Here is a 24,083-nt window from a genome sequence, read left to right on the forward strand (position 1 = left end):
TCCTACGGCAGCCGGCCCGGCCGCAGGAGGGAAGGTACCCCGGCTTCCCCGGGATCCAGGGCAACCGGGCTGACCAGCACTGCCGGGCCGCGGTGCAGGATGCCGCCGGAAAGGGCGCGGCAACGGATCCCGCCCCGGCCGCGCATCGAAGCATGGGCTCCGGGTGCCAGCACCTCATTCATCCAGGCGCAGGGGTGCGCAGGGCGCCCGCCGTGGAACTCCACCACGGAACCACCCGATTCGAGCGCGAAGTCCTGGCCCACCAGCGGAGCCAGCTGCGCGCCACGGAGGATGACGTTCCGGCGCGTCGCCAGCGGGTTGAACGGCCCGGCCGCAAGCTCCGAGGCCATCGCTTCCAGGGCCTCGACGGCGAACAGGGTCACCGCGGCGTCCATGTGCGCGGCCTTGCCGAAAAACCGGTCGCCCACAATCCCCTTGCCCGCCACCACCTCCGCGGTTTCGGCGTCGAACGTGGCGACGTCCGCAGCACCGTCACGTGCCCGCCCGAAGTAGGCATGCACGGGTGACACCAGCAGGTGCAGGATCTCGACGTCGTACCGGAAATGTTGGGCCATACCGCCAGCGTAGGCCAGCCCGGTATGGAAGTCCGGCCACCCGGTGGAAGGATTATGAACCATGGACACCTCCTTCCCGGCCACTGTTCCCGGGCCGGCTGCAGTAAGGCCCAACCACCGGCGGGCTCAACCACCCACGTAGGCCGCGAGGTGCTTGCCGGTGAGCGTCGCTGCATCAGCCACAAGGTCCGCCGGCGTGCCCTCAAAAACGATCTGCCCGCCGTCGTGCCCTGCTCCCGGCCCCAGGTCGATGAGCCAGTCTGCGTGCGCCATCACGGCCTGGTGGTGCTCGATCACCATCACGGACTTGCCGGAATCAACCAGCCGGTCCAGCAGTCCCAGCAGGTTCGCCACATCGGCGAGGTGCAGGCCCGTGGTGGGTTCGTCCAGCACGTAGATGTCGCCCTTTTCGGCCATCTGGCTGGCAAGCTTGAGGCGCTGGCGCTCGCCGCCGGAGAGCGTGGTGAGCGGCTGGCCGAGGCTGAGGTAGCCCAGGCCCACGTCCTCCAGCCGGTCCAGGATGGTCCGCGCGGCCGGTGTTTTGGCGTCGCCCTCGGCGAAGAAGGCGGCGGCCTCGGTCACGGACATGGCCAGCACGTCGGCGATGTTCTTCCCTCCCAGCGTGTATTCGAGCACCGACGCCTGGAAGCGGCGGCCCTCGCAGTCCTCGCACGGCGACTCCACCGTGGCCATCACACCCAGCTCGGTGAAGATCACGCCGGCGCCGTTGCAGGTGGGGCAGGCGCCTTCGGAGTTGGAGCTGAACAGGGCAGGCTTCACTCCGTTAGCCTTCGCGAACGCCTTGCGGATGGGCTCCAGCAGGCCGGTGTACGTGGCCGGGTTGCTGCGGCGGGACCCCTTGATGGCGCCCTGGTCGATCACCACCACCCCCTCGCGCTTGGCCACAGAGCCGTGGATCAGCGAACTCTTGCCCGAGCCGGCCACGCCCGTAACTACGGTGAGGACGCCCAGGGGGATGTCGACGTCGACCGCCTGCAGGTTGTGCGTGGACGCCCCGCGCACCTCCAGCGCACCGGAAGCCTTCCGGACGCTGTCCTTCAGTGAAGCCCGGTCGCCGAGGTGCCGCCCGGTAATGGTGTCGCTGGACCGCAGGCCCTCCACGGTGCCCTCGTAACAGACGGTGCCGCCGGCTCTGCCGGCCCCCGGACCCAGGTCAACGATGTGGTCCGCGATGGCAATGGTCTCCGGCTTGTGTTCCACCACCAGCACCGTGTTTCCCTTGTCCCGCAGCTGCAGCAGCAACTGGTTCATCCGCTCGATATCGTGCGGGTGCAGGCCGATGGTGGGCTCGTCAAAGACGTAGGTGACGTCGGTGAGCGAGGACCCGAGGTGCCTGATCATTTTGGTCCGCTGCGCCTCGCCGCCGGAGAGCGTGCCGGCGGGCCGGTCAAGGCTGAGGTAGCCCAGGCCGATATCGGAGAACGAGTCCAGCAGATGCTGCAGGCCCTTGAGCAGCGGAGCCACCGAGGGGTCCTTGAGCTCGCGGACCCACTCGGCGAGGTCGCTGATCTGCATCCGGCACAGCTCGGCGATGTTTTTGCCGTTGATCTTGGAGGACAGTGCCTGCTGAGTCAGCCGGGTCCCCTCGCACTCGGGGCACGTCTGGAACGTGACAGCCCGCTCCACGAATCGGCGCACATGCGGCTGCATGGCCTCCGGATCCTTGGACAGCATTGACTTCTGGATCTTGGGGATGATGCCCTCGAACGTCAGGTTGACGCCCTCCACCTTGATCTTGGTGGGCTCAGCGAAGAGCATCGTGTCCAGCTGCTTGGCGGTGAACTTCGCGATGGGCTTGTCCATCGGCAGGCCCATCCCCTCGAACAGCCGCCCGTACCAGCCGTCCATGGAGTAGCCCGGAACAAGCAGCGCGCCCCCGGCCAGGGACTTTTGGTCGTCGTACAGAGCTGTGCGGTCGATGTCACTGACCGCGCCCATGCCCTCGCAGCGGGGACACATGCCGCCCAGGTAGACGGCCTGCTGGACCACGGCCTTTTCCACCCGGCCGCCCTTTTCCGTGGACATCACGCCGCTGGCTTTGCGGGTGGGAACGTTGAACGAGAACGCGGTGGGTGGGCCGGCGTAGGGGGAGCCGAGCCGGCTGAAGAGGATGCGGAGCATGGCGTTGGCGTCGGTGGCGGTGCCCACGGTGGAGCGCGGGTTGGCGCCCATGCGCTCCTGGTCCACGATGATCGCCGTGGTGAGCCCCTCCAGGAAGTCCACCTCGGGCCGGGCCAGCGAGGGCATAAAGCCCTGCACAAACGCACTGTAGGTCTCGTTGATCATGCGCTGCGACTCTGCGGCGATGGTGGCGAACACCAGCGAGCTCTTGCCCGAGCCGGACACGCCGGTAAAGACGGTCAACCGGCGCTTGGGCAGCTCAACGCTGACGTCCCTGAGGTTGTTTTCCCGCGCACCCTGCACGCGGATCAGGTCGTGGGTGTCGGCGGCGTGCAACCCATTGGTCCGGGGATCGGTGCTGGTGGCGGTACTGGTGTCCGTGCTCATCGGGTCTCCATCTGTTGGGCTGGTGCTGGGGGAGGCGCCCGCAGCCTCCCCGAGGCGTCGCTGGTGTCAATCCTCCCAGCTCACTGCTGCTGGTTGATGCGGACGGTGTTGCCGGCAGGGTCGCGGAAGGCGCAGTCACGGATGCCGTAGGGCTGGTCAACCGGTTCCTGGACCACGTCGGCTCCGGTTGCCTCCACCGCGGCGAACGCGGCGTCCACGTCCGGGGCGGACAGGATGACCGTGGCGTAGGTGCCCTTGGCCATCATCTCGGCAATGATGCGGCGTTCGTCGTCGGTGATGCCGGGGTCCACGGCCGGCGGATGCAGGACGATGGAGACGCCTGGCTGACCGGCGGGGCCTACCGTAATCCAGCGCATGGTGCCGCGGCCAACATCGTTGCGGACCTCGAAGCCCAGGGCGTCGCGGTAGAAGGCCAGGGAGGCGTCGGGATCGGTGTGCGGAAGGAAGGTTGAGGAAATGGTGATGTTGTTCATGGCAGTCATGCTAGTTGCGGCTCCGGGGCGGGCGCTTCTCGATTCCTGACCGGTCTGGTGACCTGTTTGGCCACGCACGCGGGGATGCCCGCCGTCGAGCTTTGCGCCTCCTGTTTGTAGACGCTGGGCGGCATGCCCACGAGTTCGGTAAAGCGGGTGCTGAACGTTCCCAAGGAGGAGCAGCCGACGGCGAAGCACACCTCCGTGACCGAGAGGTCGCCGCGGCGGAGCAGCGCCATGGCCCGCTCGATGCGCCGGGTCATGAGGTAGCTGTACGGAGATTCCTGGTATGCGGACTTGAAGCGGCGGCTCAGGTGCCCGGCGGACATGTGCACCCCGCGGGCCAGGGATTCGACGTCGAGCGGCTGCGCGTACTCCCTGTCGATCCGGTCCTTGACGCGGCGAAGGTCCCGGAGCTCGCGCAGGCGCGCCTCGGGGACGGAACTGGTGGTCACCTTTCAGATGGTGCTACGCGGCGGGGGAGTTGTCCAGAGCGGGAGCCTTCGCACCCGCCGCAGGGGACGTTCAGCTATTGAACGGAACGTTCATGAATGTGAGAATGGACACCTCGTCCAAAGGAGAGGTGGTTGCACTGTTCCGGCAGAGTATGATTGTCCCGCCGACCAGCTGATCCAGCCCGGGAATCCGGCACAACAAGCCCTTTTAAAACCCGTGCCACTACGCCTGCCCGGCTTCTCTCTGCCAGGCGCCACCCCTGAAAGGACACCATGGAACTGCTGTGGGAAATCGCCGGCTGGACCGGCGCGGTTGCGATCCTCAGTGCCTACCTCTCCGTTTCCATGGGCTGGCTGAAGGCCGGCAAGGGTTTCCAGGCCGCGAACCTCTTTGGCGCCGTTGCGTTCATCATCAACGGCACGGTCCACGGGGCCTGGCCGTCCGTGGTGACCAATGTGGCCTGGTTCCTCATCTCCGCCATCGCGCTTTTCCGAATGCGCGCCGCCGCTCCCCAGCCGGTGGTCCCGGCTGAGGAGCCGCAGGTTCAGTTCCCGGGCGTCCCGGACACCACCGGCCAGCTTGCCGTGGTTGAGGTCCTCACCGGGTCAATGCCGGTTGTCGCGGACATGCAGCGCGCGCCCGTTGAATGCGCGACGGCGGTCAGGCCGGCTGCGGCGCCCTGCTGACCCCTGTATCGTCTGACTCTGCGGTGCGCACCTGCGCCTGCCGGCCCAGCCAGTACGCGCTCTCCTTGGGCGTCCGTTCCTGGGTCTCCCGGTCCACGGCGATGAGGCCGAACTTCGGCCCGTAACCGAACACCCATTCAAAATTGTCGAACGCCGTCCAGGCGATGTAGCCGCGGACGTCGATGCCGTCGGCCAGGCAGGAAGCCACGGAGGCCACCGCGACGCGGAGGTAGTCCACCCGCTGCGAATCATCCTTGGTGGCCAGGCCGTTTTCCGTGACGATGATTGGGATGCCGGCGATCCGGTGGGCCTCCCGGATGGTGGCTTCGAGGGCTTGCGGGTAGATCTCTTCGCCCATTTGGTTCGTTGCCACGCCGTCCGGGGCGGGCGCGTGGCCGTCCGGGCCGTACACGGTGCGGCCGTAGGTCTGGATGCCCACGAAGTCGTCACCCCGGGACGCCTCCAGGAAGCGCTCGTTCACGTGGCGGCGCACCTGCGTGGCCAGCTCCTCGCCGCCGTCAAGCGACTGGATGTCCGAGTTGGCCAGGGTCCAGCCCACCCGAAGCTCCGGCCGGTGGGACTTGATGACGGCGGTGCCGGCCCGGTGCGCCGCCAGCTTCACGTCGAAGCCGGCCTCGGTGGAGCAGAACTGGAACGCCGCAATCGTGCTGGCATCAACGCCCAGGCGCTCCGCTGCAGCCGCCCACACCGGCACGGAGCCACGGTTTTCCGGTGCCACTCCGCCGATGCCGAAGGACTCGAGCAGCCACGGCAGGTTGGGTTCGTTCAGGGTGCAGGCGACGCCGATCAGGTCGCCAAGGTGCGCCATGACCCGGTCGCAGTAGCGGGCGAAGAGCTCTGCGGTGCGGGCGCCTTCCCAGCCTCCCAGGGCCAGGAGCCAGCGCGGTGACGTGAAGTGGTGGAACGTGACAACGGGGGTGAGGCCGTGCTCGTGGCAGGCCTCCAGCATGCGGCGGTAGTGGTCCAGCTCCGCCTGCGAGAAGTGGCCTTCCTCCGGCTCAATGCGGGCCCATTCGATCGAGAACCGGTATGTGGTGAAGCCCAGGCCGGCGATCAGCGCGATGTCCTCGCGGTAGCGGTGGTAGTGGTCCACGGCATCCCCGGACGGTTCAGAGAACATGCTGCCCGGCAGGTGTTCAAGGAACCAGGTGTCACTGTTGACGTTGTTCCCCTCCACCTGGTGGCCGGCGCTGGCGACGCCCCAGAGGAAGTCCTGCGGGAAGGGTGATGCGGTGGTCATGTGGTTCCTTTCGGTTCAGCGCCTGGGAGCAGCGCGCGGGGCCTCTCTGCCCTGGCTTTCAATCCTGACGGGCCGCGTGACCGGGGCCACAATACTTTTTCAATCAATGACATTCTCATGTGAGCGCTCCTTGCGCGCGGCTGATGCTGGTGGGAGCCGGCGAGCAGCCAGCCCCACAACGTTCTTCTCCGCTGACATCAGAATGCAAAGGCGCACTACATGAAACTCCTGAACTCCACCGCCCGTGCGAGCTCCGCCGTTCTGGCCGGAGCGCTCCTGCTCGGATCGCTGACCGCCTGCGGCGGCGGCTCCAGCCAGGCCACCGCCAAGGCGGACACCGGCACCCTGACCCTCGCCATCGACAGCGACTCGGCCTCATTCGGCTACGATCCACTGCGTGTCTCGGCTGCCCAGCGGCAGTTCTTCGAGGGCCTCTACGAGAGCCTGATGACGCTGCAGCCGGACGGTTCGGCAGCTCCGGGCCTGGCCAAGGAGTTCAGCTACAACGCCGACAACACCGTCCTGACGCTGACCCTCAAGGACGGCGTGACCTTCACGGATGGCTCCAAGCTCGACGCCGAGCTGGTCAAGGCCAACCTGGACCGCCGGTCCGATCCCGCACTGAGCGCCTACTCCGCCGTGGCAAAGGGCGGCGCGCAGGAAATTGCCTCCGTGGATGTAGTCAGCCCCACCCAGGTGGCCCTGACCTTCACCAAGCCGCAGCCCGGCTTCGAGAAGAACCTGGCGTCCACCACCGGCATGATCGTTGGCAAGAACGGCGTCACGGACACCGCCACCCTCGCCGCCACCCCGGACGGCTCCGGCCCCTACATCCTGGATCCGGCCACGGTGAAGGGCAACAAGTACGTCCTGGTGAAGAACAGCAAGAGCCCCGAAGCCTCCAAGTACGCCTTCAACAAGGTCATCTTCAGTGTGGTCCTTGACCCGCAGGCCCGCGCCAACGCCCTGGTGTCCGGCCAGGCGGACGTGGCCATGCTGACCTCCAACACCGTTGACTTCGTCAAGTCCAAGGGTGTGGGGGTGTCCCAGATCGGCGGCACCGTGAACACCATGATCTCCTTCGACAAGATCGGCAAGACCGCCCCGGCCTTCGCCGAGGAGAAGGTCCGCCAGGCCATCCAGTACGCCATCAACCGCCAGGCCTTGGTGGACGCACTGCACAAGGGCGACATCCCCGCCTGGAACGCCCTGCCCAAGGACTCCGCAGGATTCAGCAAGGACATTGAAACCACGTTCGCCTACAACCCGGACAAGGCCAAGAGCCTGCTGGCCGAGGCCGGCTACCCGAACGGCTTCGAGTTCACCATCATCGCCGGCGCCCAGACCCAGACGGACCTGCAGGCAGTCCAGAAGGACCTTGCCGCCGTCGGAATCACCATGAACGTGAAGATGGCTGCCTCCACTGACGAAGCCTTCGCCGCCGTCGCCACCACGCCCCTCGGCTACGCACCCCTGAACTGGGACAACCCCGTGGGCGTGATGTACGGAGCAATCCTCAACGGCTTCACCAACGTGCAGAAGGCCACCGACGACCAGCTCAGCGCAGCCACCGGCGAGCTGGCCGCCGCCACGGATGACGCCGCCGTCAAGGCAGCGGCCACCAAGCTGAACACCCGCCTGGTGGAATCCGGCTGGATGATCCCGCTGTACGAGGCGCTCACCAACCAGGGCTACAACACCAGGAAGGTGGCTCCGGTGGAGTTCGCCGGCACCAACGCCTACCCGCTCCTCTCGTCCTACAAGCCGGCCAGCTAATACCCGCACCTGCCGGGCGGGCCCTCCCCCCCCCAAGGACGAGGGCCCGCCTGGCAAGGGCCTGACCGATGGAGGTCACCATGGCACTATTCATCACCAAGCGCCTGCTGATGGCGCTGGCCACCGTGCTGGTGGTTGCGGTGCTGGCATTCCTGCTGGTGCATGCAATGCCCGGCAGCCCGGGAGCCGTATCCCTCGGCGCCGGCGCCTCCCAGGAGGCCATCGACGAGGTCAACCAGCGCCTCGGCTGGAACGAACCCCTCGTGGCCCAATTCTTCAACTGGCTCGGTGCCGCCGTCCAGGGTGACCTCGGCATTTCGCTCATCGACGGCCGCTCGGTCAGCGGCGATCTCGCCGGCAGGCTCCCCGTCACCGCTTCCCTGGCGGCCGGAGCCACCATACTCAGCGCCGTCCTCGGCATCGCGCTGGGCGTCACGGCCGCTGTCCGCGGCGGCATGGTGGACCGCATCATCGGCGGTGTGGCCGGCATGGCCGTGGCGCTCCCCGCCTTCTGGATCGGCATCATCTTCGTCTACCTCCTCGCCGTCCAGTCCTCCGTCTTCCCGGCCACCGGCTACGTACCGTTCGAGGCTTCCCCGCAGGACTGGGCGTTGTCCTTGGCGCTGCCGGTGATCACCCTGGCCGTGGGCGGCGCTGCGTTCATCGCCCGCCAAACCAGGGCTTCCATGCTCGAGGCGCTCCAGCAGGAACACATCCGCACCCTCCGGGCCACCGCCACCCCTACCTGGAAAATCCTCTACGTCCACGCCCTGCGCTACGCCAGCCTCCCCATCGTGGCCGGCATCGCGCTGCAGTTCATCCAACTTTTCGGCGGATCTGTCATCGCCGAGCAGCTGTTCGCCATGCCGGGCCTGGGCCAGGCCGTCCAGAACTCCGTCAGCACCCATGACGCCCCGTCCGTCCAGGGCGTCGTAGTGATCGCCACCGTGGTGGTGGTCGCCGTGAACCTGGTGCTGGAACTGGCCACCAAGTTCCTCGACCCGAAGTTGCGTGCCTCATGATTCCCAACGTTGCCCCCGCACCTGCAGATGCAGCGGAGCCGACGGCGGCTGCCGTCCTTCCCAAGGCCCCGCGCCAAAGCGCGGCGAAGAAATTCTCCGGCAGCAAGCTGTTCGCCTCCCCGGCGAGCATCGCCGGCGTAATCTGGCTGGCCGCGCTCGTGGCCGCCTCACTCACCGCGCCGCTCTGGCTGCCGTTCAAGACCGAGGACCAGGACTTCACCGCGGTCCTCTCCGGACCGACGGCCGCCCACTGGCTTGGCACCGACGAACTGGGCCGGGACCTGCTGAGCCGCATCTTCGCCTCAGCAGCCGGAACTCTGGGGACGTCCATGATCACGGTGATTGTCGCCGTCGGCCTCGGAACACTCCTGGCCATGCTGGCGGCGGCCTGCGGTGAGCGGGTAGAGAACGTCATCAGCCGCGTCACCGAAATCATGATGTCGCTGCCGGGCACCGTGATCATCCTGGCGGTCATCGGCGCCGTGGGAACCAACATCCCGCTGATCATGGGCATCCTGGGTGTGCTGATCTCGGCCGGCATTTACCGGGTGATGCTGGGTCAGGCCAAGTCCCTGCAGTCCCAGCTGTACGTGGATGCGGCCAAGGTGGACGGCATGGGCAGGGCCGGCATCAGCGTCCGCCACGTGCTGCCCGGCCTGACGAACACAACTGTGGTCCAGGCGGCCCTGATCTTCGCCGTCGGCATGCTGATCCAGGCCGGCCTCGCGTTCATCGGCTTCGGCCCGCCCATCCCGCAGCCCAGCTGGGGCGGCATGATTCAGGGCGCCTCGCAGCACGTTTATGACGCTCCCTGGCTGATGGTCCCCACCGGCGCCGTCCTGGCGCTGACGGTCCTGGCCGCCAACGCGATCGGAAATGCCCTGGGCAAGTCGCCGAACGCCACAGCCTCGCACCTGCCCTCCGCCGCGGCGCGGCGCCAGCGGGCCAAAGCTGTTGCGACCATCGCCGCTGCTGCCCCGGCGCCCAAGGACGCTGCGAAAGGGAAGCTGAGCGTCCGCAACCTCTCGGTCGGCGTCGACTCTGCAGGTGCGGGCGAGGGCGTCCGCCTGGTCACGGACGTCTCCTTCGACGTCGAACCCGGCACGGTCCTGGGCCTCGTGGGCGAATCCGGCTGCGGCAAGACCATGACCGCGCTGTCCCTTCTGGGCCTGCTGCCCTCCGGCGTTTCGGTGACCGGGGGCCAGATCCTGTGGAACGGCAAGAACCTTGCCGCGGCCACGGACAAGGACATGGAAGGGATCCGCGGCCGCGATATCGCCCTCATCTCCCAGGAACCCATGCGAGCCCTGGACCCCATGTTCACCGTGGGCTACCAGCTCACCGCCACCGTCCGCCGGCTCCGCCGGATGGGCAGGGCCGAAGCGAAGGCCGAAGCCCTCAGCCTGCTGGAAAAGGTGGGCATCGTGGATGCATCCCGGATCCTGAAGACCTACCCGCACCAGATCAGCGGCGGCATGGCCCAGCGCGTTGCCATCGCCCTGGCCCTCGCCGGGCGACCGCGCCTGCTCGTCGCGGACGAACCCACCACGGCCCTGGATGTCACCGTGCAGGCCGAGATCCTCTCGCTCCTGCGCAGCCTGGTAAAAGACACCGGAATGTCGGTGGTGATGGTCACGCACGACCTCGGTGTGGTGGCGGACCTCTGCGACCAGGTGGCCGTGATGTACGCGGGCGAGGTGGTGGAGAACGGCCGCACGGACAGCATCCTGGACAACGCGCGCCACCCCTACACCCTTGCCCTGCTCGCCGCGGACCCGCACGCCAACCGCGCCGCTGACATGCCGGAACGGCTGGCCACCATCAGCGGCCAGGTTCCGCAGCCCAAGGACTGGCCCGCCACATGCCGCTTCGCCGCCCGCTGCCAGTTCGCCGGCTCCGCGTGCTTGGTCCCCATCCCGCTGCTGCCCTCCGGAACCGCCGACGGTGTGGTCCGCTGCGTCAAGGCGGACGAACTCGCCGTCGAGGGCCTGGACTGGGTGGCCACCGATGTCCCCAGCCACCACGTTCTGACCCTGTCCGAAGCCAGGGCAGTTAAAACCCGGACCGTAGAAAAGGATCACGCATGAGCACCGCAACCTCGGTCCGCCCCGAAGCTTCGCTGCCCGGTGCCGCCCAGCCGCTGCTGGAGGTCGAGGACCTGGTGGTCCGCTACGGACGGGGGCGCAAGGCAGCCGCCGGGCCCGCCGCCGTCGACCGCGTCAGCTTCAGCATCGCTCCCGGCGAGACTGTGGGGCTGGTGGGGGAGTCGGGCTCCGGAAAATCGACCATTGGCAAGGCGATTCTGGGCCTGCAAAAGGTCTCCGGCGGGTCCATCACGTACCAGGGCAAGGACATCACCGCCGCGGGCGCGTCCCAGCGCCGGGCCCTGGGGAGTGAGCTGCGGGCCGTTTTCCAGGACCCCAATTCCTCGCTGAACCCGCGGAACACGGTGGGCTCCTCGCTGGCAGAACCGCTCCGCCTCCGTGGCGTCTCCGCCGCGGAAGCCCGGCAGCGGGCCGAGGACATGCTGGAACGCGTGGGCCTGCCCCGCGAGGCCGTGGACCGGTACCCCAGCCAGTTCTCCGGCGGGCAGCGGCAGCGCATCTCCGTGGCCCGCGCCCTGATCTGCGATCCCAACCTGGTGGTTTGCGATGAGGCCGTGAGCGCCCTGGACCTCTCCACCCAAGCGCAGGTGCTGAACCTCCTGGCCGACCTGCGGGACGAACGGGGACTCAGCTACCTCTTTATTGCCCACGACATCGCCGTGGTGCAGTTCCTGGCCCAGCGCGTGGTGGTCCTCTACCGCGGCCAGGTGATGGAAAGCGGGCCTGCGGCCGCCGTCACCGAGAACCCGAAGCACCCGTTTACCCAGGCGCTCGTCGCCGCGTCCCCCGTACCGCGGCCCGCCGAGCAGGCAGCACGCCGGGAGGCGCGGGAGTCCCTGGGCGTCCGCACCGGCGCGGCGGCGGTGCCGGGACCCGGCGGCTGCCCGTTCCGGCTCCGCTGCCCGCTGGCCACGGAACTGTGCGCCACCGAACGCCCGGCGCTCCGGCAGGTGGGCGGCTCCGACGTCGCCTGCCACTACGCGTGACCGCGCAACATCCCCGACTTCCTCGACCCGCCTTCCTACCGAACGGAACACACCTTCCATGACGTCAACACCCTGGTTCGCCGCCATGATCACCCCCGCTGAAGACTGCGACGGCGCCCCGCTCCTGCGCAAGGAATTCCAGCTGGACGAGGGCCACGGCGCAGTGGCCAAGGCGACGCTGCGGGCCACCGCGTTCGGAGTCTACGAGGCCCTGATCAACGGCGTTCCGGTGGGTGAGGACGTGCTGAGCCCCGGCTGGAGCTCCTACGAGTGGCGGCTCCGGTACCGCAGCTATGACGTGACGCCGCTGATCCGGCCAACCAGTGTCATTGGCGTTTCGCTGGGCAACGGCTGGTACCGCGGGCGCCTCGCATGGCACGGCCTGTCCAACCTCTACGGCGACCAGCTGGGGTTCTTCGGGCAGCTGGATGTTGTGTTCGAGGACGGCCACGTCCAGTCCATCGCGTCGGATGCGTCCTGGCAGTCCGGCCCTTCCGCCACCACATTCAATGACCTCTACGATGGGCAGACCATCGACGCCCGGCGCAACCAGCCCGGCTGGGCCGAGCCCGGCTTCGCTCCCGGCACTGACTGGACCGGCGTGAATAAGGTGGCGTTCGACGTCGACCGGCTGGCTGAGCCGGTGGGACCGCCCGTGGTGCGCACCGCCGTCGTCCGTCCCGTGAAAGTCTTTACCTCACCTGCCGGCAAGACGCTCGTGGACTTCGGCCAGAACCTCGTGGGCTGGGTCCGGTTCACCGTCCAGGGCGAGGCGGGGGAGACCATCACGGTGCGCCATGCCGAAGTGCTGGAAGACGGCGAGCTGGGCGTCCGTCCGCTGCGGACCGCCAAGGCCGCGGACACGTTCATCCTGTCCGGCGATGAGGACTCCTTCGAACCGACCAAAACCTTCCACGGCTTCCGCTACGCCGAGATTTCCGGCTGGCCGGGCACCCTCACCGAGGACTCGCTGGAGGCGGTGGTGGTCCACTCCGAACTGGAGCGCATCGGCACGTTCGAGTGCTCCAACGAACTGGTGAACCAGCTGCACCGCAACATTGTCTGGGGGCTGCGGGGCAACTTCCTGGACCTGCCCACTGACTGCCCGCAGCGCGACGAGCGGCTCGGCTGGACCGGCGACATCGGAGTCTTCGCACCCACGGCCGCGTTCCTCTACGACGTCAAGGGCTTCCTGCAGGACTGGCTCCTGGACCTCGCCGCCGAGCAGAAGGCAGCTGACGGGCTGGTGCCCATCACCGTCCCGGACGCCCTCAAATACAACCCGCAGCCAGCCGGCTTCCCGGCGCCGGAATCCTCCGCGCTGTGGAGCGAAGCCTCCGTGTGGGTGCCCTGGGCGATGTGGGAGGCGTACGGCGATGACACGGTCCTGACGACCCAGTACGAATCGATGGCTGCGCATACCGGGCGGGTGGAGGGCCTGCTCTCACCCACCGGGCTGTGGGACACGGGCTTCCAGTTCGGCGACTGGCTGGACCCGGACGCCGCTCCGGACCAGCCGTGGGCAGCCAAGGCGGACACCGGCGTGGTGGCCACCACCTGCCTGTTCCGCACGGCCACCATCACCGCCAAGACCGCCCGGCTGCTGGGCCACCATGAGGATGCCGAGCACTTCGAGCAGCTCGCCGCCCGCGTCCAGACCTCGTTCCTCGAGCACTACGTGGTTGCCGACGGCACCATCCACAGCGACTGCACTACCGTCTACGCGCTGGCCATTGCCTTCGGGATCCTGCCCAGCGCGGAACACATCGATTTCGCGGGCAACCGCCTTGCCGAGCTGGTCCGGAAGAACAACTACCGTGTGTCCACCGGTTTCGCCGGGACCCCGTTCATCACCGGCGCCCTCACGGACACCGGCCACAGCGAGGAGGCCTACCGCCTGCTGCTGGAACAGGAATGCCCGTCCTGGCTCTACCCGGTCACCATGGGCGCCACCACTGTTTGGGAACGCTGGGACTCCATGCTGCCGGACGGCACCATCAACCCCGGCGAGATGACCAGTTTCAACCACTACGCCCTGGGCGCCGTGGCCGACTGGCTGCACAAGGGCGTCGGCGGCCTCAGCCCGCTGGCACCCGGATACAGCAAGGTCCGGATCGCACCCGTCCCGGGCGAAGGCATCGACTGGGCCACCACCTCCCTGAAAACGGCGCATGGCACTATCCGCGTGGAATGGAAGAACGACGACGGCGGGTTCCGCCTCGAGGCGACGGTACCTGGGGGAGTGGAGGCCGACGTCGTACTTCCGGGCGGCGCGTCCCGCACTGTCGGCGCCGGCACGCACAGCTTCACCGGGCCTGCGGCCCTGGCCGTCCCGACGGGAGTGTAGGCGCTGTGGCTGAAACTTTCGGCGGCCTGCTGATCGTCGACAACGACTTCGGCGGCGATCCTGACGGGTTGGTGGCCCTGGCGCACATCCTCCTGCGTTGCGGGCCGGATCCTGAGGTGCTGGTCACTTCGTCGCTTCTGGACCCGGGCCTGGCCCGGGTGGCTGCCCTGGACGCGGCGGCTACGTCCAGCCGTGGCGCGGAGCTTGCCTCTCATCTCCTTGAGCTGATGGGAGTCACCGGCGTGCCCGTGGTGACCGGTGCGGAGGCCACCGGAACGGGTCCGGTGCAGGTCAGTGATGCGGCGCGCGCCATCGTGGAGGTGTCCGCCCGCTACGGGCGGACCACGGTTCTGTGCGGCGGTCCGCTGACCAACGTCGCTGCCGCGCTGCGGCTGGACCCGGTGCTCGCCGAGCGCGTCACGCTCGTGTGGGTTGGGGGCACGCTGGCCGAGGCAGGCAGCGGAGAGTACAACGCGGATACTGACCTGGAAGCGGCGGCGGACGTCCTGGCGTCGGGGATGCCCATGGTCCGGATCCCTTTCGAGGAGTACACGCGGATGACCGTTGCCGTGGACGCGGTGAAGAATGACCTGGCCGCTGCATCGCCGGTGGGCTCCTGGCTGGCGGAACGGCTTCTCGACGTGCCGCCGTTCGTGGAGCTCGGCGCCACGCTGACGCTGGGTGACAGTGTCCTGGTGCCGTTTGTGCCGGGCGTTGGCGCTTGTGCAATCCCGGCCGTGCCCGGAACTGTCATCCACCACCAGGTCGACCACGGCGGACTGTGGGACGACCTGCTCGGGCAGCTCGGCGCCCACGGGTACTAATGGTGGATATGCCAGTAGTGCCCCCACCCTTCGGATGGGGGCACTACTTTGTGTGCGGATAACGAGAGCGTCAGCCGCCGGCCGCGAAGTTGAGGATCAGTCGAACGGACAGGGCGAGCACCGCGAGGAGGCCCACCACGCCAAAGAGGTTCTGCCACCACTTATTGCGCAGCGAACCCATCAGGTCGCGGCGATTGGCCATCACCACGATCAGTGTTGCCAGCAGAGGTGCAACCAGGATCGTCAGCGCCTGGGCGATAACGATGACCTGCACCGGTGAGGTTTGGAAGATGACCGTGATGGTGAGGCCGAACGCGAGGATGATCCCGCTGATCAGCTTCTGTGTGCCCGAAGTGATGCCGTTAGTGCCACGCCTGTTGAGTGCGTCGGAGAGCATGGTGCCGCCGGCGGTGCAGTTGGCGGTCATGGCAGAGAAAGCGGCGCCGGTGAACCCGATGGCGAAGATCGCGGTGCCGATCGGGCCGGCCAGGGGCTCAAAGACGCTGCCAAGCTGGCCCATAATTGAGGCGACCTTGCCCGTGGCACCCAGTACGGAGGCCGCAACGACGATGACGAGCGACGTCATGATGCCAGGGGCAACGATGCCGGGAACCGTATCGACCATGGTGATGTCGCGGTAGTCGTCCTCGCTGCGTGTGCGCTCCTTCGTGCCGTAAGAGGTGTAGAAGGCGGCATTTACGGAGAAGTTCGTGCCGACCAATGCGATCACCAATAACCAGGCATCGTCAGGGACGCTGGGAACAAGCCCGGATGCTGCCGCGGCCCAGTCGGGGTTCGCGATGAACGCCGATGTGACGAAGGCAATCGCCATGACGCCAACCATCACGACGAGCACCTTCTCGATTACCCGATAGACGTTGCGGAACAGAAGAATCGTGGCGACCACGGCGGTGCCGATGATCGTCCACATCACCGGCGATCCGCCTAGCAGCATTGACGCGCCCAGGCCTAGGCCGACGGCGTTGCCCACCGAGAAGCACAAGGTGACCAGGAAGACGCCGATGCCGGCGATGACCCCGACCTTCTTTCCCAGGTGGTCCTTGATCGATTGGATGAGTGACACGGGCGATTTGATGCCAAGACGCACGCTCATGTCCGTGAGGAAGATCATCAGGATGGTGGAGACAATGATCACCCAGATCAGGGTGTATTGGTAGCCGCTGCCAGCCTGGACGGCGGTGGCGAGGTTACCGGGCCCGAACTGCCAGGCGCCGGCGACGAAGGCTGGACCAATCAGGGCAAGTTGGCCCCAGAATGATCGACGGGTCTTTCGGGCCTCGACGTTGCTCTGGACGCTGCTGGTGGACAGATGTCCGAAGCCGGTTCCCGGCTTAGAGGTGCTAGGCGTCTTCGTGTGTTCAGTCACGGCGCGCCCTCCTTCCACGGGACTATTCTCCCGCACAGTCTTCTTTGACTTCTTGATTCCGACCTCAATGTCGGGTGGGCGGCCGACCGAAGTGGCCGATTTCCCGCGTAAACGCGAGCAGTGTTCGAGCCAGGGTGCGTGCGGTGCAACCTTTCCCGCACGCACCCTGTTGTCCGTCAGGCGCTGACGGTGACCTTGCCGATGTTTGCGGCGGCGAAGGCTTCCGCAATTTCGGTGTCGGCGCCCTCGGGCAGGGGCAGGAGCGGGGTGCGCACTGTGGCGTGCTCCAGAATGCCGCGGTTCACGAGGCCCCACTTCAAGGCGACGGTGCCCTCCATGTGGGACCCGCGGTGGTAAACGTTTTTGGTGACCGGGAGCAGTCGCTCGTGGATGGCGTGGGCACGCCGGTAGTCCTGCGCCTTGCCGGCTTCGATCAGTTCGACCAGCAGTTCGGGGGCGATGTTGCCGTAGCCGACGAGCAGACCGTCGACATCGAACATCGTCGGCAGCAGGTACTCGTCATGGCAGGACAGCACCTGCAGTTCGGGGTACGCGGCGCGCAGCGCGGGGATCTCGGTGTACCACCGGCGCATGTTCCGGACACCGTTCTTCGTGGCAAAGACGCCCTCCTGGCCCGCGATCTCCAGTTGGGTATCAAGGTCGTAGGTCGCTTTGGTGTTGTCGGGGTACTGGAACAGGATCAGCGGCAGGCCGGACTCTTCGTAGATCTCCTGGTAGCGCGACTGGGGCGCGCCTTTCTGGTACCCGAAGCGCAGCCACCCGTGCGAGGGATAGACGAGACCAGCTGACGCGCCGGCTTCGACGGCCTTTTTGGCCTCAAGGGCCGCGGTCTTGTTGCCCTCCTTCGTGATGCCGGCCACCACCGGCACGCGGCCGTCAGTCGACGCCACGAACGCGCGGATGACGTCCAGCTGTTCCTCTTCGGTAAGGAACGTGCCTTCGCCGGCGTGCCCCAGGACGACCAGGCTCTTCACGCCGTCAATCGATCCGAGCCACGAACCCAGGCGCTGGATCGCCGCGTAGTCGACGGCACCGTCTTCAGTGAACGGGGTGACAGGTGCGGGGCTGAGCCCGCGGAGATCGAGTGTCATTGCAGCTACCTTCTTGTCTTCTTTGATGGTCGGTAATCCCGTTATGGTGAGAACGTTTGCGGGAACGTTTTCAAGTTTCCACGTGTCGCAGCTCACTGTCAAGAGAACGTTTGCAATCAAGGAGGACTAGAGTGTCTGTAACACCTCTGCTGACCAGGAGAACCGCCATGGAACCGGCCGCCACCGGCAATGTCGTCACCCTCAAGGACGTCGCAGCGGCCAGTGGCGTTAGCATTTCCACGGCCAGCCGCGCCTTGGATGAACGGACCACGTCCCGGTCTGCAGCCGCAGCGAACGTGCGGAAGATTGCCGAACAGCTCGGGTACCGGAGGAACTCTTTCGCCTCCAGCCTTCGCCGCGGTGAGACCCGGACGCTGGGCGTCCTTGTCCCCCGCTTGAGCGACACCGTCATGGCGCTGATGTTCGAAGAGCTCGAGAAGGCCGCGTCCTCCCGCGGATACTTCGCCATGGTCGCTACCAGCGGGGATGACCCTGACGAAGAACGCAGCGCCGCTGAAACACTCCTGGACAGAAACGTGGACGGGCTGATCCTTGCTACGGCCCGGCTCGACGACGAACTCCCCCGGCTCCTGCGTGAACGCCGGGTAGCGCACGCACTGGTACTCCGCACCGACGGCATCAGCCCGTCAGCGCTCGGAGACGACGAAGTAGGGGGTTACCTCGCCGTGCGCCACCTCGTCGACCTCGGCCACCGCGACATCGCCGTCGTGACCGGCCCCGCCTTCACGTCCACCGGAACTGCCCGTCTCGCCGGCGCCCGCAGGGCCATGGAAGAAGCTGGCATCAACCCGCCGGACAAGTGGCTCATCGCCGCAGGTTACGGCATTGAAAACGGCTACACCGCAGGTGAAACACTCCTGGCCGCCGACCGTCGTCCCACAGCGATCTTCGCGGCCAACGACAACATCGCCATGGGCGTCATGGCGGCAGCGCACCGCGGCGGCATCACCATCCCCGATGACCTCGCACTGGTCGGGTACAACGACACCCCCCTTTCGGCGCGGCTGCCCACACCCTTAAGCTCGGTCCGCGTTCCCTTGGATCAGATCGCCGCCACAGCCATAGATCTCATCGTCAACCCCGGTACGGAACCCCTCATCAGGCGCTCGATGCCGACGCTCATCCCACGCCAGTCCAGCGGAACGCCGAAGCATTAGTTCCCTGCAGCATCTTCGGCATTATTGAAGGCCGGTTCTAGCTGCCGGCAGCTAAAAGCCGCTGGATCTGCTCTGCCGCGTCGCTGTCCGGGGCCGGGGTGTAGACCACAATATGCAGGTCCGGCCGGTCCGATGGTGAAACCTGGTGGTGCTCCAGCCTGAGAACGCCCACCGAGGGGTGGTGAAACAGGCGTTCCCGGGATTCGAAGCCATGGATGTCGTACCGGTCCCAGCCCTCCTTGAACTCAGGGCTCGTCTCCTTGAGCCGCTCCACCTGGTAGGCAACGTCCGGGTCGCCGAGCCGCTGCCCGGCTTCGGCCCGGAACTCCGCCAGGAACCGCCTGCTGGTGACATCCCAGTCGGGCAGCAGTTCCTTGACATAGGGGTCGGTGAAGACCAGCCACAGCAGGTTCCGTTCCGGAGCCGTCACGTTGGCAATGTTCGGATACAGCGCGGCGTAGGCGCGGTTCCACCCCGTAACGCTCCAGTCGGGCGCCAGTGCGAAGGCCGGATTGGGTCCCAGGGCATCGAGGAGGCGCTGGATGTGGGCCGGCGCGTCTGCGGCCGCCGGACCGGCCGCAACCGGCACGGAATAGCCGCCCAGTGACAGGACGTACGAGCGTCCGGTCTCCGAGAGGTGCAGGGTCCGGGCCACGGCTTCGAGGACTTCCCGGGAGGGCCTGATCTCCCGTCCCTGTTCAAGCCAGGTATACCAGGTGACGCTGACCCCGGAAAGGAACGCAACTTCCTCGCGGCGCAGCCCCCGTTCACGCCGCCGCGCCACCGGCGGCAGCCCATACTCTGACCGCAAAGCCTGGTCGCGGCGGGCCCGCAGAAACAGCCCCAGTTCCTTGCGCTTTTCGCCGGCGTCTTTCACGCCAACCAACACTAGTACTCTGTTACTCGTACTACTAGTATCAACACTGTCTTCCGCCGAGCAGGCCGGAACGGCAGGATCAGTAGCATGCCTCCTCTCCGTTCACGCACTGTCACCCATGGCCGCAACATGGCCGGAGCCCGCGCACTGCTGCGCGCCTCCGGCGTCGCCAACACCGATATCGGCAAGCCGATCATCGCCGTGGCAAACTCCTTCACCGAATTCGTCCCGGGCCACACCCACCTCGCCCCTGTGGGCCGGATCGTCTCCGACGCGATCCTCGCCGCCGGCGCCGTCCCGCGCGAATTCAACACCATCGCCGTGGACGACGGCATCGCGATGGGCCACGCCGGCATGCTGTACTCGCTGCCGTCCCGCGACCTGATCGCCGACTCCGTGGAGTACATGGTCAACGCGCACTGCGCCGACGCCCTGGTCTGCATCTCCAACTGCGACAAGATCACCCCGGGCATGCTCATGGCGGCCCTCCGCCTCAACATCCCCGTGGTGTTCGTCTCAGGCGGCCCCATGGAGGCCGGCCGCGTGACCCTGACCGATGGTTCCGTGCGCTCCCTGGACCTGGTGAACGCGATTGCCGACGCCGTGGATGAGTCCATCTCGGACGAGGACATCAACCTCATCGAAGAGAACGCCTGTCCCACCTGCGGTTCCTGCTCCGGCATGTTCACCGCCAACTCCATGAACTGCCTCGCGGAGGCCATCGGCCTGGCCCTGCCCGGCAACGGCTCCGTGCTCGCGACCCACACGGCGCGTAAGGCCCTGTACGAGAAGGCCGGCGCCACCGTCGTCGAGCTGGTAAAGCGCTATTACGACGGCGACGACGACTCCGTGCTGCCGCGCTCCATCGCCACCGCCAAGGCCTTCGACAACGCCATGGCCCTGGACATCTCCATGGGCGGCTCCACCAACACCATCCTGCACCTGCTGGCCGCGGCCCAGGAGGCGGGCGTGGACTACGGCCTGGCCGAGATGGACGCCAAGTCCCGCCAGGTACCCTGTCTGGCGAAGGTGGCCCCGAACGTCGCCAAGGACAAGACCTATTACATGGAGGACGTGCACCGCGCCGGCGGTATCCCCGCACTGCTGGGTGAGCTGAACCGCGGCGGGCTCCTGCACAAGGACGTCCACTCCGTGCACTCGGCGGACCTGGACGGCTGGCTCGATGACTGGGACGTCCGCGGCGGCAAGGCCACGGAGGAAGCGAAGGCCCTGTGGCATGCAGCTCCCGGCGGCGTCCGCTCCTCCACCGCATTCTCCCAGTCGAACGAGTGGACATCCCTGGACGCTGACGCCGCGGAAGGCTGCATCCGCTCCGTGGAGCATGCCTACTCCAAGGACGGCGGACTGGCTGTGCTCCGCGGCAACGTGGCCGTCGACGGGGCCGTGGTGAAGACCGCCGGCGTCGACGAATCCATCTGGACCTTCGAAGGCCCGGCCGTTGTGTGCGAGTCCCAGGACGAAGCCGTGGAAAAGATTCTGAACAAGGGCGTTAAGGAAGGCGACGTAGTGGTCATCCGCTACGAGGGCCCGCGCGGCGGTCCGGGCATGCAGGAAATGCTCTACCCGACGTCGTTCCTCAAGGGCCGCGGCCTGGGCAAGAAGTGCGCCCTCATCACGGACGGCCGCTTCTCCGGCGGCACCTCCGGCCTGTCGATCGGACACATCTCCCCGGAGGCTGCCTCCGGCGGCACCATCGCGCTGGTGGAGGACGGCGACATCATCAGCATCAACATCAGCGAGCGCTCCCTCCAGCTGGATGTTTCCGACGAGATCCTCGCCGAACGCCGCGAGAAACTGCTGGCCAACGGCGGGTTCAGGCCCAAGGACCGGGACCGGCAGGTGTCCCCGGCCCTTCGCGCCTATGCCGCCATGGCCCTGTCCGCCGACAAGGGCGCCGTGCGGGACGTGTCGCTGGTGGAGAACCTCGCCTAAGCCCGTGCCGATTCCGGCATAGTGAGGATTGGGGCGCCCTTCCACTGCGGGAGTGCGCCCCGATCTGCGACGATGTGCGAAGGAAAAATGCCAGGAGGATCCATTGCCGTACACCGTAGATTTCAAGAACGTCTCCGCCATTGGTTTGGAGTCATCACCCGTCGCGGAGGCGCTGGCAGGGCTGCGCGCCAACGAGGCGCGCTACTACAAAACCAAGTACGGCCACGACTTCGCCGTTACGCCGGCTGATGAGGCGCCGGAGATCCTGGAGTACATCCACAACATCCTCGCCACAGAGCGAAACCTGGTCATCTCCTCCCGGCCGCTTGAGGTCTCGGCCTTCGAGGTGGATGGGCTGCGGATGGCGTATGTGTTCTACGAATCCGGCCTGTCCATCAACGTTATGTACGGCATCGAGGAAGGTTCGAAGCGGGCGGTCGGTTTCAAGCTCTCCGACGGCATGGACGTCCCCGAGGAGCTGGCGTCCAGCTTCAAGTTCGCGCGCCAGAAGTCGAAGCTCGCCGGCGTGATCCGCGGCTCCTACTTTGTGATCAAGGGCCAGTACTGATTCCTGCTTATGCTCCGCAGCAGCTGCAACCGTTGTCGGTCCGGGCCTGGTGGTAACCGGCCTTTTTGCAGACCCGGCTGCCCTCGACCGGTGAACGCACTGGTTAGGGCTTGAATGTCAGACCCTCTCCCTAGTCTGGAAGTGTCCCGAGGTTGAGGGGCCGGTAAGCGTTCCGGGAGGGTGGTGCGGCGTGGAGGTTCAGGCGTTCGTCGTTGGTGACGAGGCGTGGGTTCCGGCTGTGGTGTTCTCGGACGGGGAGGATTCGCTCCTGGCCGGGACGGTGAGTTTTCCGGTTCCTTCTTTTCTGACGGCTGATGGTGCGGTGCGGATGGTGGAGTCGGCTGACAGGTTGATTGCTTGGGCTGTGGCGATGAAGCGGGGCGGGCTGGCCCGGGTTGAGGAGGCTGTTGCGGAGGAAGCGTCGGGGCGGGAGGTGTGCCAGCCGTTGCGGTTTGGCGGGGATGAGGCCCATGCGTTGGCGGTTACGGAGGTGTCTACTGCCTGTGCGCTGTCGGAGGGCACGGCCGCGCGTTTGCTCAATGATGCCGCGGAGTTGACGACGACTCACTGGGAGGTTCTTGAAGCGTTGGAGGCGGGGGAGATTTCCGAGGCGCATGCCCGGGTCATTGTTGATCAGGCGCGTTCGCTGCCTGCGGGGCTGGCGGAGAGGTTCGCGTCGGTGGCGTTGCGGCGGGCCTGGACGCGGCATGGGCGGCGGCGTACTCCGGCTGAATTGCGTGCTTGTTTGCGGCGGTTGCGGGAACGGTTGCATCCGGAGAGTCCCGCGGCGCGTAAGAGGGCGGCCCAGCGGGAGCGGGGTGTGTGGTTCAGGGCTGAGCCGGACGGGATGTGTACGCTTTCGGCGTTCCTGGACGCGGAGGTGGGGCTGGCGATTTATCGCGGGCTCGATCGTGATGCGCGGCTGGCCAGCGGCCGGGCCGCTGAGCCCAAGGAACAGGGGCTTCCCGGGCACGGCGCTGCACTTGGAGCTGGCAGTACTTCCGGACCCGACGCTGCGTCCGGGCCTGGCGTTGCTGTGGATTCCCTTACGTTGTCGGAGTTCCGCGCTGAAGCGCTGGCCTACCGCCTCTTTGGCGGCACTGTTTTTGAGGGCCCTGAATCGGGTGGACCTGACAAGCTTCTTGGTGGGCGTGACGAGCTCTTTGGTGGCCATGACGGGGCGGGATCGCGGGTGTTCCGGCCCGAGATTGTGGTGACTATTCCCGTAGGGCAGGTATTTGGCGGGGGCCCGGGTTCCGATGATGGTGCCGAACCTGCCGAACCTGACAAATCGCCCTCAGCGGCCGCTGGACTTGGCGCTGCCGGGCCCGCAACCGCTGGACTTGGCGCTGCCGGGCCCGCAACCGCTGGACTTGGCGCGGCTCGACCTGGTGGGACTGGGCCGCCGGCAGTTGACTTCGGAACGGCGGAGCTTGATGGGTATGGGCCCATTGATGCTGCAACGGCCCGGCGCTTGGCGGCTTTGGCTCCTGCGTGGCATCTGGTGTTCACGGAAGAAATCACGGGGCAGGCGTTGGGTGTGGGGCGCAGGGCCTATAGGCCGCCAAAGGCGTTGCGCCGTTTCCTGCAGTGCCGCGACGGGACCTGCCGGTTCCCGGGATGCACCCGCCGTGTCACCGCCTGCGAACCCGACCATACCACCGAGTGGCAGGACGGCGGCACCACCGACCCCGGCAACCTGACTATGCTTTGCCGCCGCCATCATGCACTGAAGTCCCTCGGCGCGTGGAGCTACAAACACGGATCCCGTTCCGGGGATCTTGAGTGGCGTTCACCGCTGGGCCGGAAATACACCACCGAACCAGCGGACGCCGGACAAGCGGAGTATCCGTTCCGGCAGCTGGAACCACCACCGTTCTAACTATTCTGCCCCGGCAGGCGGTGTGGCTGGCGCGGTTTCGTTGCAGCACCGTTCCGGGGGCAATT

General features: G+C 66.8%; 20 protein-coding genes. 11 read left to right on the plus strand and 9 right to left on the minus strand.

What is annotated here, in order from left to right; all coding sequences use genetic code 11:
* Positions 1-2: 2 nt before the first annotated feature.
* From BACI348_RS09695 to BACI348_RS09710, 4 genes are all read right to left on the minus strand, one after another.
* Entirely contained in the window at positions 3-575 is a 573-nt protein-coding gene (locus BACI348_RS09695; RefSeq protein ID WP_159829970.1) for an MOSC domain-containing protein, read from the minus strand.
* Positions 576-701: 126 nt separating this feature from the next.
* Positions 702-3,104 carry an ATP-binding cassette domain-containing protein gene (locus BACI348_RS09700; RefSeq protein WP_159825309.1) on the minus strand — a complete coding sequence of 801 codons (2,403 nt, stop codon included), beginning with the start codon at positions 3,102-3,104 and terminating at the stop codon, positions 702-704.
* 80 nt (positions 3,105-3,184) lie between these two features.
* Complete coding sequence (locus tag BACI348_RS09705) at positions 3,185-3,607, minus strand: VOC family protein (protein ID WP_159825311.1); 423 nt, start codon at positions 3,605-3,607, stop codon at positions 3,185-3,187.
* Positions 3,604-4,053 (minus strand): helix-turn-helix transcriptional regulator, encoded by a 450-nt coding sequence (locus BACI348_RS09710; protein ID WP_159825313.1) that lies wholly within the window; start codon positions 4,051-4,053, stop codon positions 3,604-3,606. Before BACI348_RS09710 ends, BACI348_RS09705 begins: the two co-directional genes overlap by 4 nt.
* A 273-nt stretch (positions 4,054-4,326) precedes the next feature.
* On the opposite strand from BACI348_RS09710, the gene BACI348_RS09715 reads away from it, so the two are divergent.
* Positions 4,327-4,740, plus strand: a complete 414-nt coding sequence (locus BACI348_RS09715; RefSeq protein ID WP_159825315.1) for a CBU_0592 family membrane protein — start codon at positions 4,327-4,329, stop codon at positions 4,738-4,740.
* Here the strand turns inward: BACI348_RS09715 and BACI348_RS09720 are convergent.
* Positions 4,715-6,001, minus strand: a complete 1,287-nt coding sequence (locus BACI348_RS09720; RefSeq protein ID WP_159825317.1) for a glycoside hydrolase family 1 protein — start codon at positions 5,999-6,001, stop codon at positions 4,715-4,717. The two genes, BACI348_RS09715 and BACI348_RS09720, sit on opposite strands and share 26 nt — an antisense overlap.
* Before the next feature lie 219 nt (positions 6,002-6,220).
* On the opposite strand from BACI348_RS09720, the gene BACI348_RS09725 reads away from it, so the two are divergent.
* From BACI348_RS09725 to BACI348_RS09750, 6 genes are all read left to right on the plus strand, one after another.
* On the plus strand, positions 6,221-7,777 hold the full coding sequence (locus tag BACI348_RS09725) for an ABC transporter substrate-binding protein (protein ID WP_159825319.1): 1,557 nt from the start codon (positions 6,221-6,223) through the stop codon (positions 7,775-7,777).
* Between the two features lie 68 nt (positions 7,778-7,845).
* A complete protein-coding gene (locus tag BACI348_RS09730) occupies positions 7,846-8,799 on the plus strand; it encodes an ABC transporter permease (protein WP_159825321.1) in 954 nt (317 codons plus the stop codon).
* Positions 8,796-10,886, plus strand: a complete 2,091-nt coding sequence (locus tag BACI348_RS09735) for a dipeptide/oligopeptide/nickel ABC transporter permease/ATP-binding protein (protein WP_159825323.1) — start codon at positions 8,796-8,798, stop codon at positions 10,884-10,886. Before BACI348_RS09730 ends, BACI348_RS09735 begins: the two co-directional genes overlap by 4 nt.
* Positions 10,883-11,890, plus strand: coding sequence for an oligopeptide/dipeptide ABC transporter ATP-binding protein (locus BACI348_RS09740; RefSeq protein WP_159825325.1), 1,008 nt, complete (start codon positions 10,883-10,885; stop codon positions 11,888-11,890). The genes BACI348_RS09735 and BACI348_RS09740 overlap by 4 nt, the downstream gene beginning before the upstream one ends.
* A 58-nt stretch (positions 11,891-11,948) precedes the next feature.
* Positions 11,949-14,237, plus strand: coding sequence for an alpha-L-rhamnosidase (locus tag BACI348_RS09745; protein ID WP_159825327.1), 2,289 nt, complete (start codon positions 11,949-11,951; stop codon positions 14,235-14,237).
* Between the two features lie 5 nt (positions 14,238-14,242).
* Positions 14,243-15,061, plus strand: a complete 819-nt coding sequence (locus BACI348_RS09750; RefSeq protein ID WP_159825329.1) for a nucleoside hydrolase — start codon at positions 14,243-14,245, stop codon at positions 15,059-15,061.
* A gap of 70 nt (positions 15,062-15,131) precedes the next feature.
* Here BACI348_RS09750 and BACI348_RS09755 read toward each other — a convergent pair whose 3' ends face one another.
* Both BACI348_RS09755 and BACI348_RS09760 read right to left on the minus strand, forming a co-directional pair.
* The gene (locus tag BACI348_RS09755; protein ID WP_201298406.1) at positions 15,132-16,448 is read right to left on the minus strand and encodes an Nramp family divalent metal transporter; all 1,317 of its coding nucleotides are present in this window, start codon (positions 16,446-16,448) and stop codon (positions 15,132-15,134) included.
* 176 nt (positions 16,449-16,624) lie between these two features.
* Positions 16,625-17,560, minus strand: a complete 936-nt coding sequence (locus tag BACI348_RS09760) for a dihydrodipicolinate synthase family protein (protein ID WP_159825331.1) — start codon at positions 17,558-17,560, stop codon at positions 16,625-16,627.
* A 167-nt stretch (positions 17,561-17,727) separates the two neighbouring features.
* On the opposite strand from BACI348_RS09760, the gene BACI348_RS09765 reads away from it, so the two are divergent.
* Complete coding sequence (locus BACI348_RS09765) at positions 17,728-18,738, plus strand: LacI family DNA-binding transcriptional regulator (RefSeq protein WP_159829974.1); 1,011 nt, start codon at positions 17,728-17,730, stop codon at positions 18,736-18,738.
* A gap of 37 nt (positions 18,739-18,775) precedes the next feature.
* Here BACI348_RS09765 and BACI348_RS09770 read toward each other — a convergent pair whose 3' ends face one another.
* On the minus strand, positions 18,776-19,615 hold the full coding sequence (locus tag BACI348_RS09770) for a helix-turn-helix transcriptional regulator (protein ID WP_159829976.1): 840 nt from the start codon (positions 19,613-19,615) through the stop codon (positions 18,776-18,778).
* Positions 19,616-19,702: 87 nt separating this feature from the next.
* Between BACI348_RS09770 and ilvD the strand changes: the two genes are divergently transcribed.
* Together ilvD and BACI348_RS09780 are read left to right on the plus strand one after the other, a co-directional pair.
* Positions 19,703-21,568, plus strand: coding sequence for a dihydroxy-acid dehydratase (ilvD, locus tag BACI348_RS09775; RefSeq protein ID WP_159825333.1), 1,866 nt, complete (start codon positions 19,703-19,705; stop codon positions 21,566-21,568).
* 103 nt (positions 21,569-21,671) lie between these two features.
* A complete protein-coding gene (locus tag BACI348_RS09780) occupies positions 21,672-22,136 on the plus strand; it encodes a DUF8821 family protein (RefSeq protein WP_159825335.1) in 465 nt (154 codons plus the stop codon).
* 198 nt (positions 22,137-22,334) lie between these two features.
* Here BACI348_RS09780 and BACI348_RS20680 read toward each other — a convergent pair whose 3' ends face one another.
* Positions 22,335-22,658 (minus strand): hypothetical protein, encoded by a 324-nt coding sequence (locus BACI348_RS20680; protein ID WP_236557512.1) that lies wholly within the window; start codon positions 22,656-22,658, stop codon positions 22,335-22,337.
* Here BACI348_RS20680 and BACI348_RS20685 point away from each other — a divergent pair.
* Positions 22,627-24,018 carry an HNH endonuclease signature motif containing protein gene (locus BACI348_RS20685; RefSeq protein ID WP_442858526.1) on the plus strand — a complete coding sequence of 464 codons (1,392 nt, stop codon included), beginning with the start codon at positions 22,627-22,629 and terminating at the stop codon, positions 24,016-24,018. The genes BACI348_RS20680 and BACI348_RS20685 overlap by 32 nt on opposite strands.
* Positions 24,019-24,083: the final 65 nt, after the last annotated feature.

The sequence above is a fragment of the Arthrobacter sp. 9AX genome (assembly GCF_902506095.1).
Classification (GTDB): Bacteria; Actinomycetota; Actinomycetes; order Actinomycetales; family Micrococcaceae; genus Arthrobacter.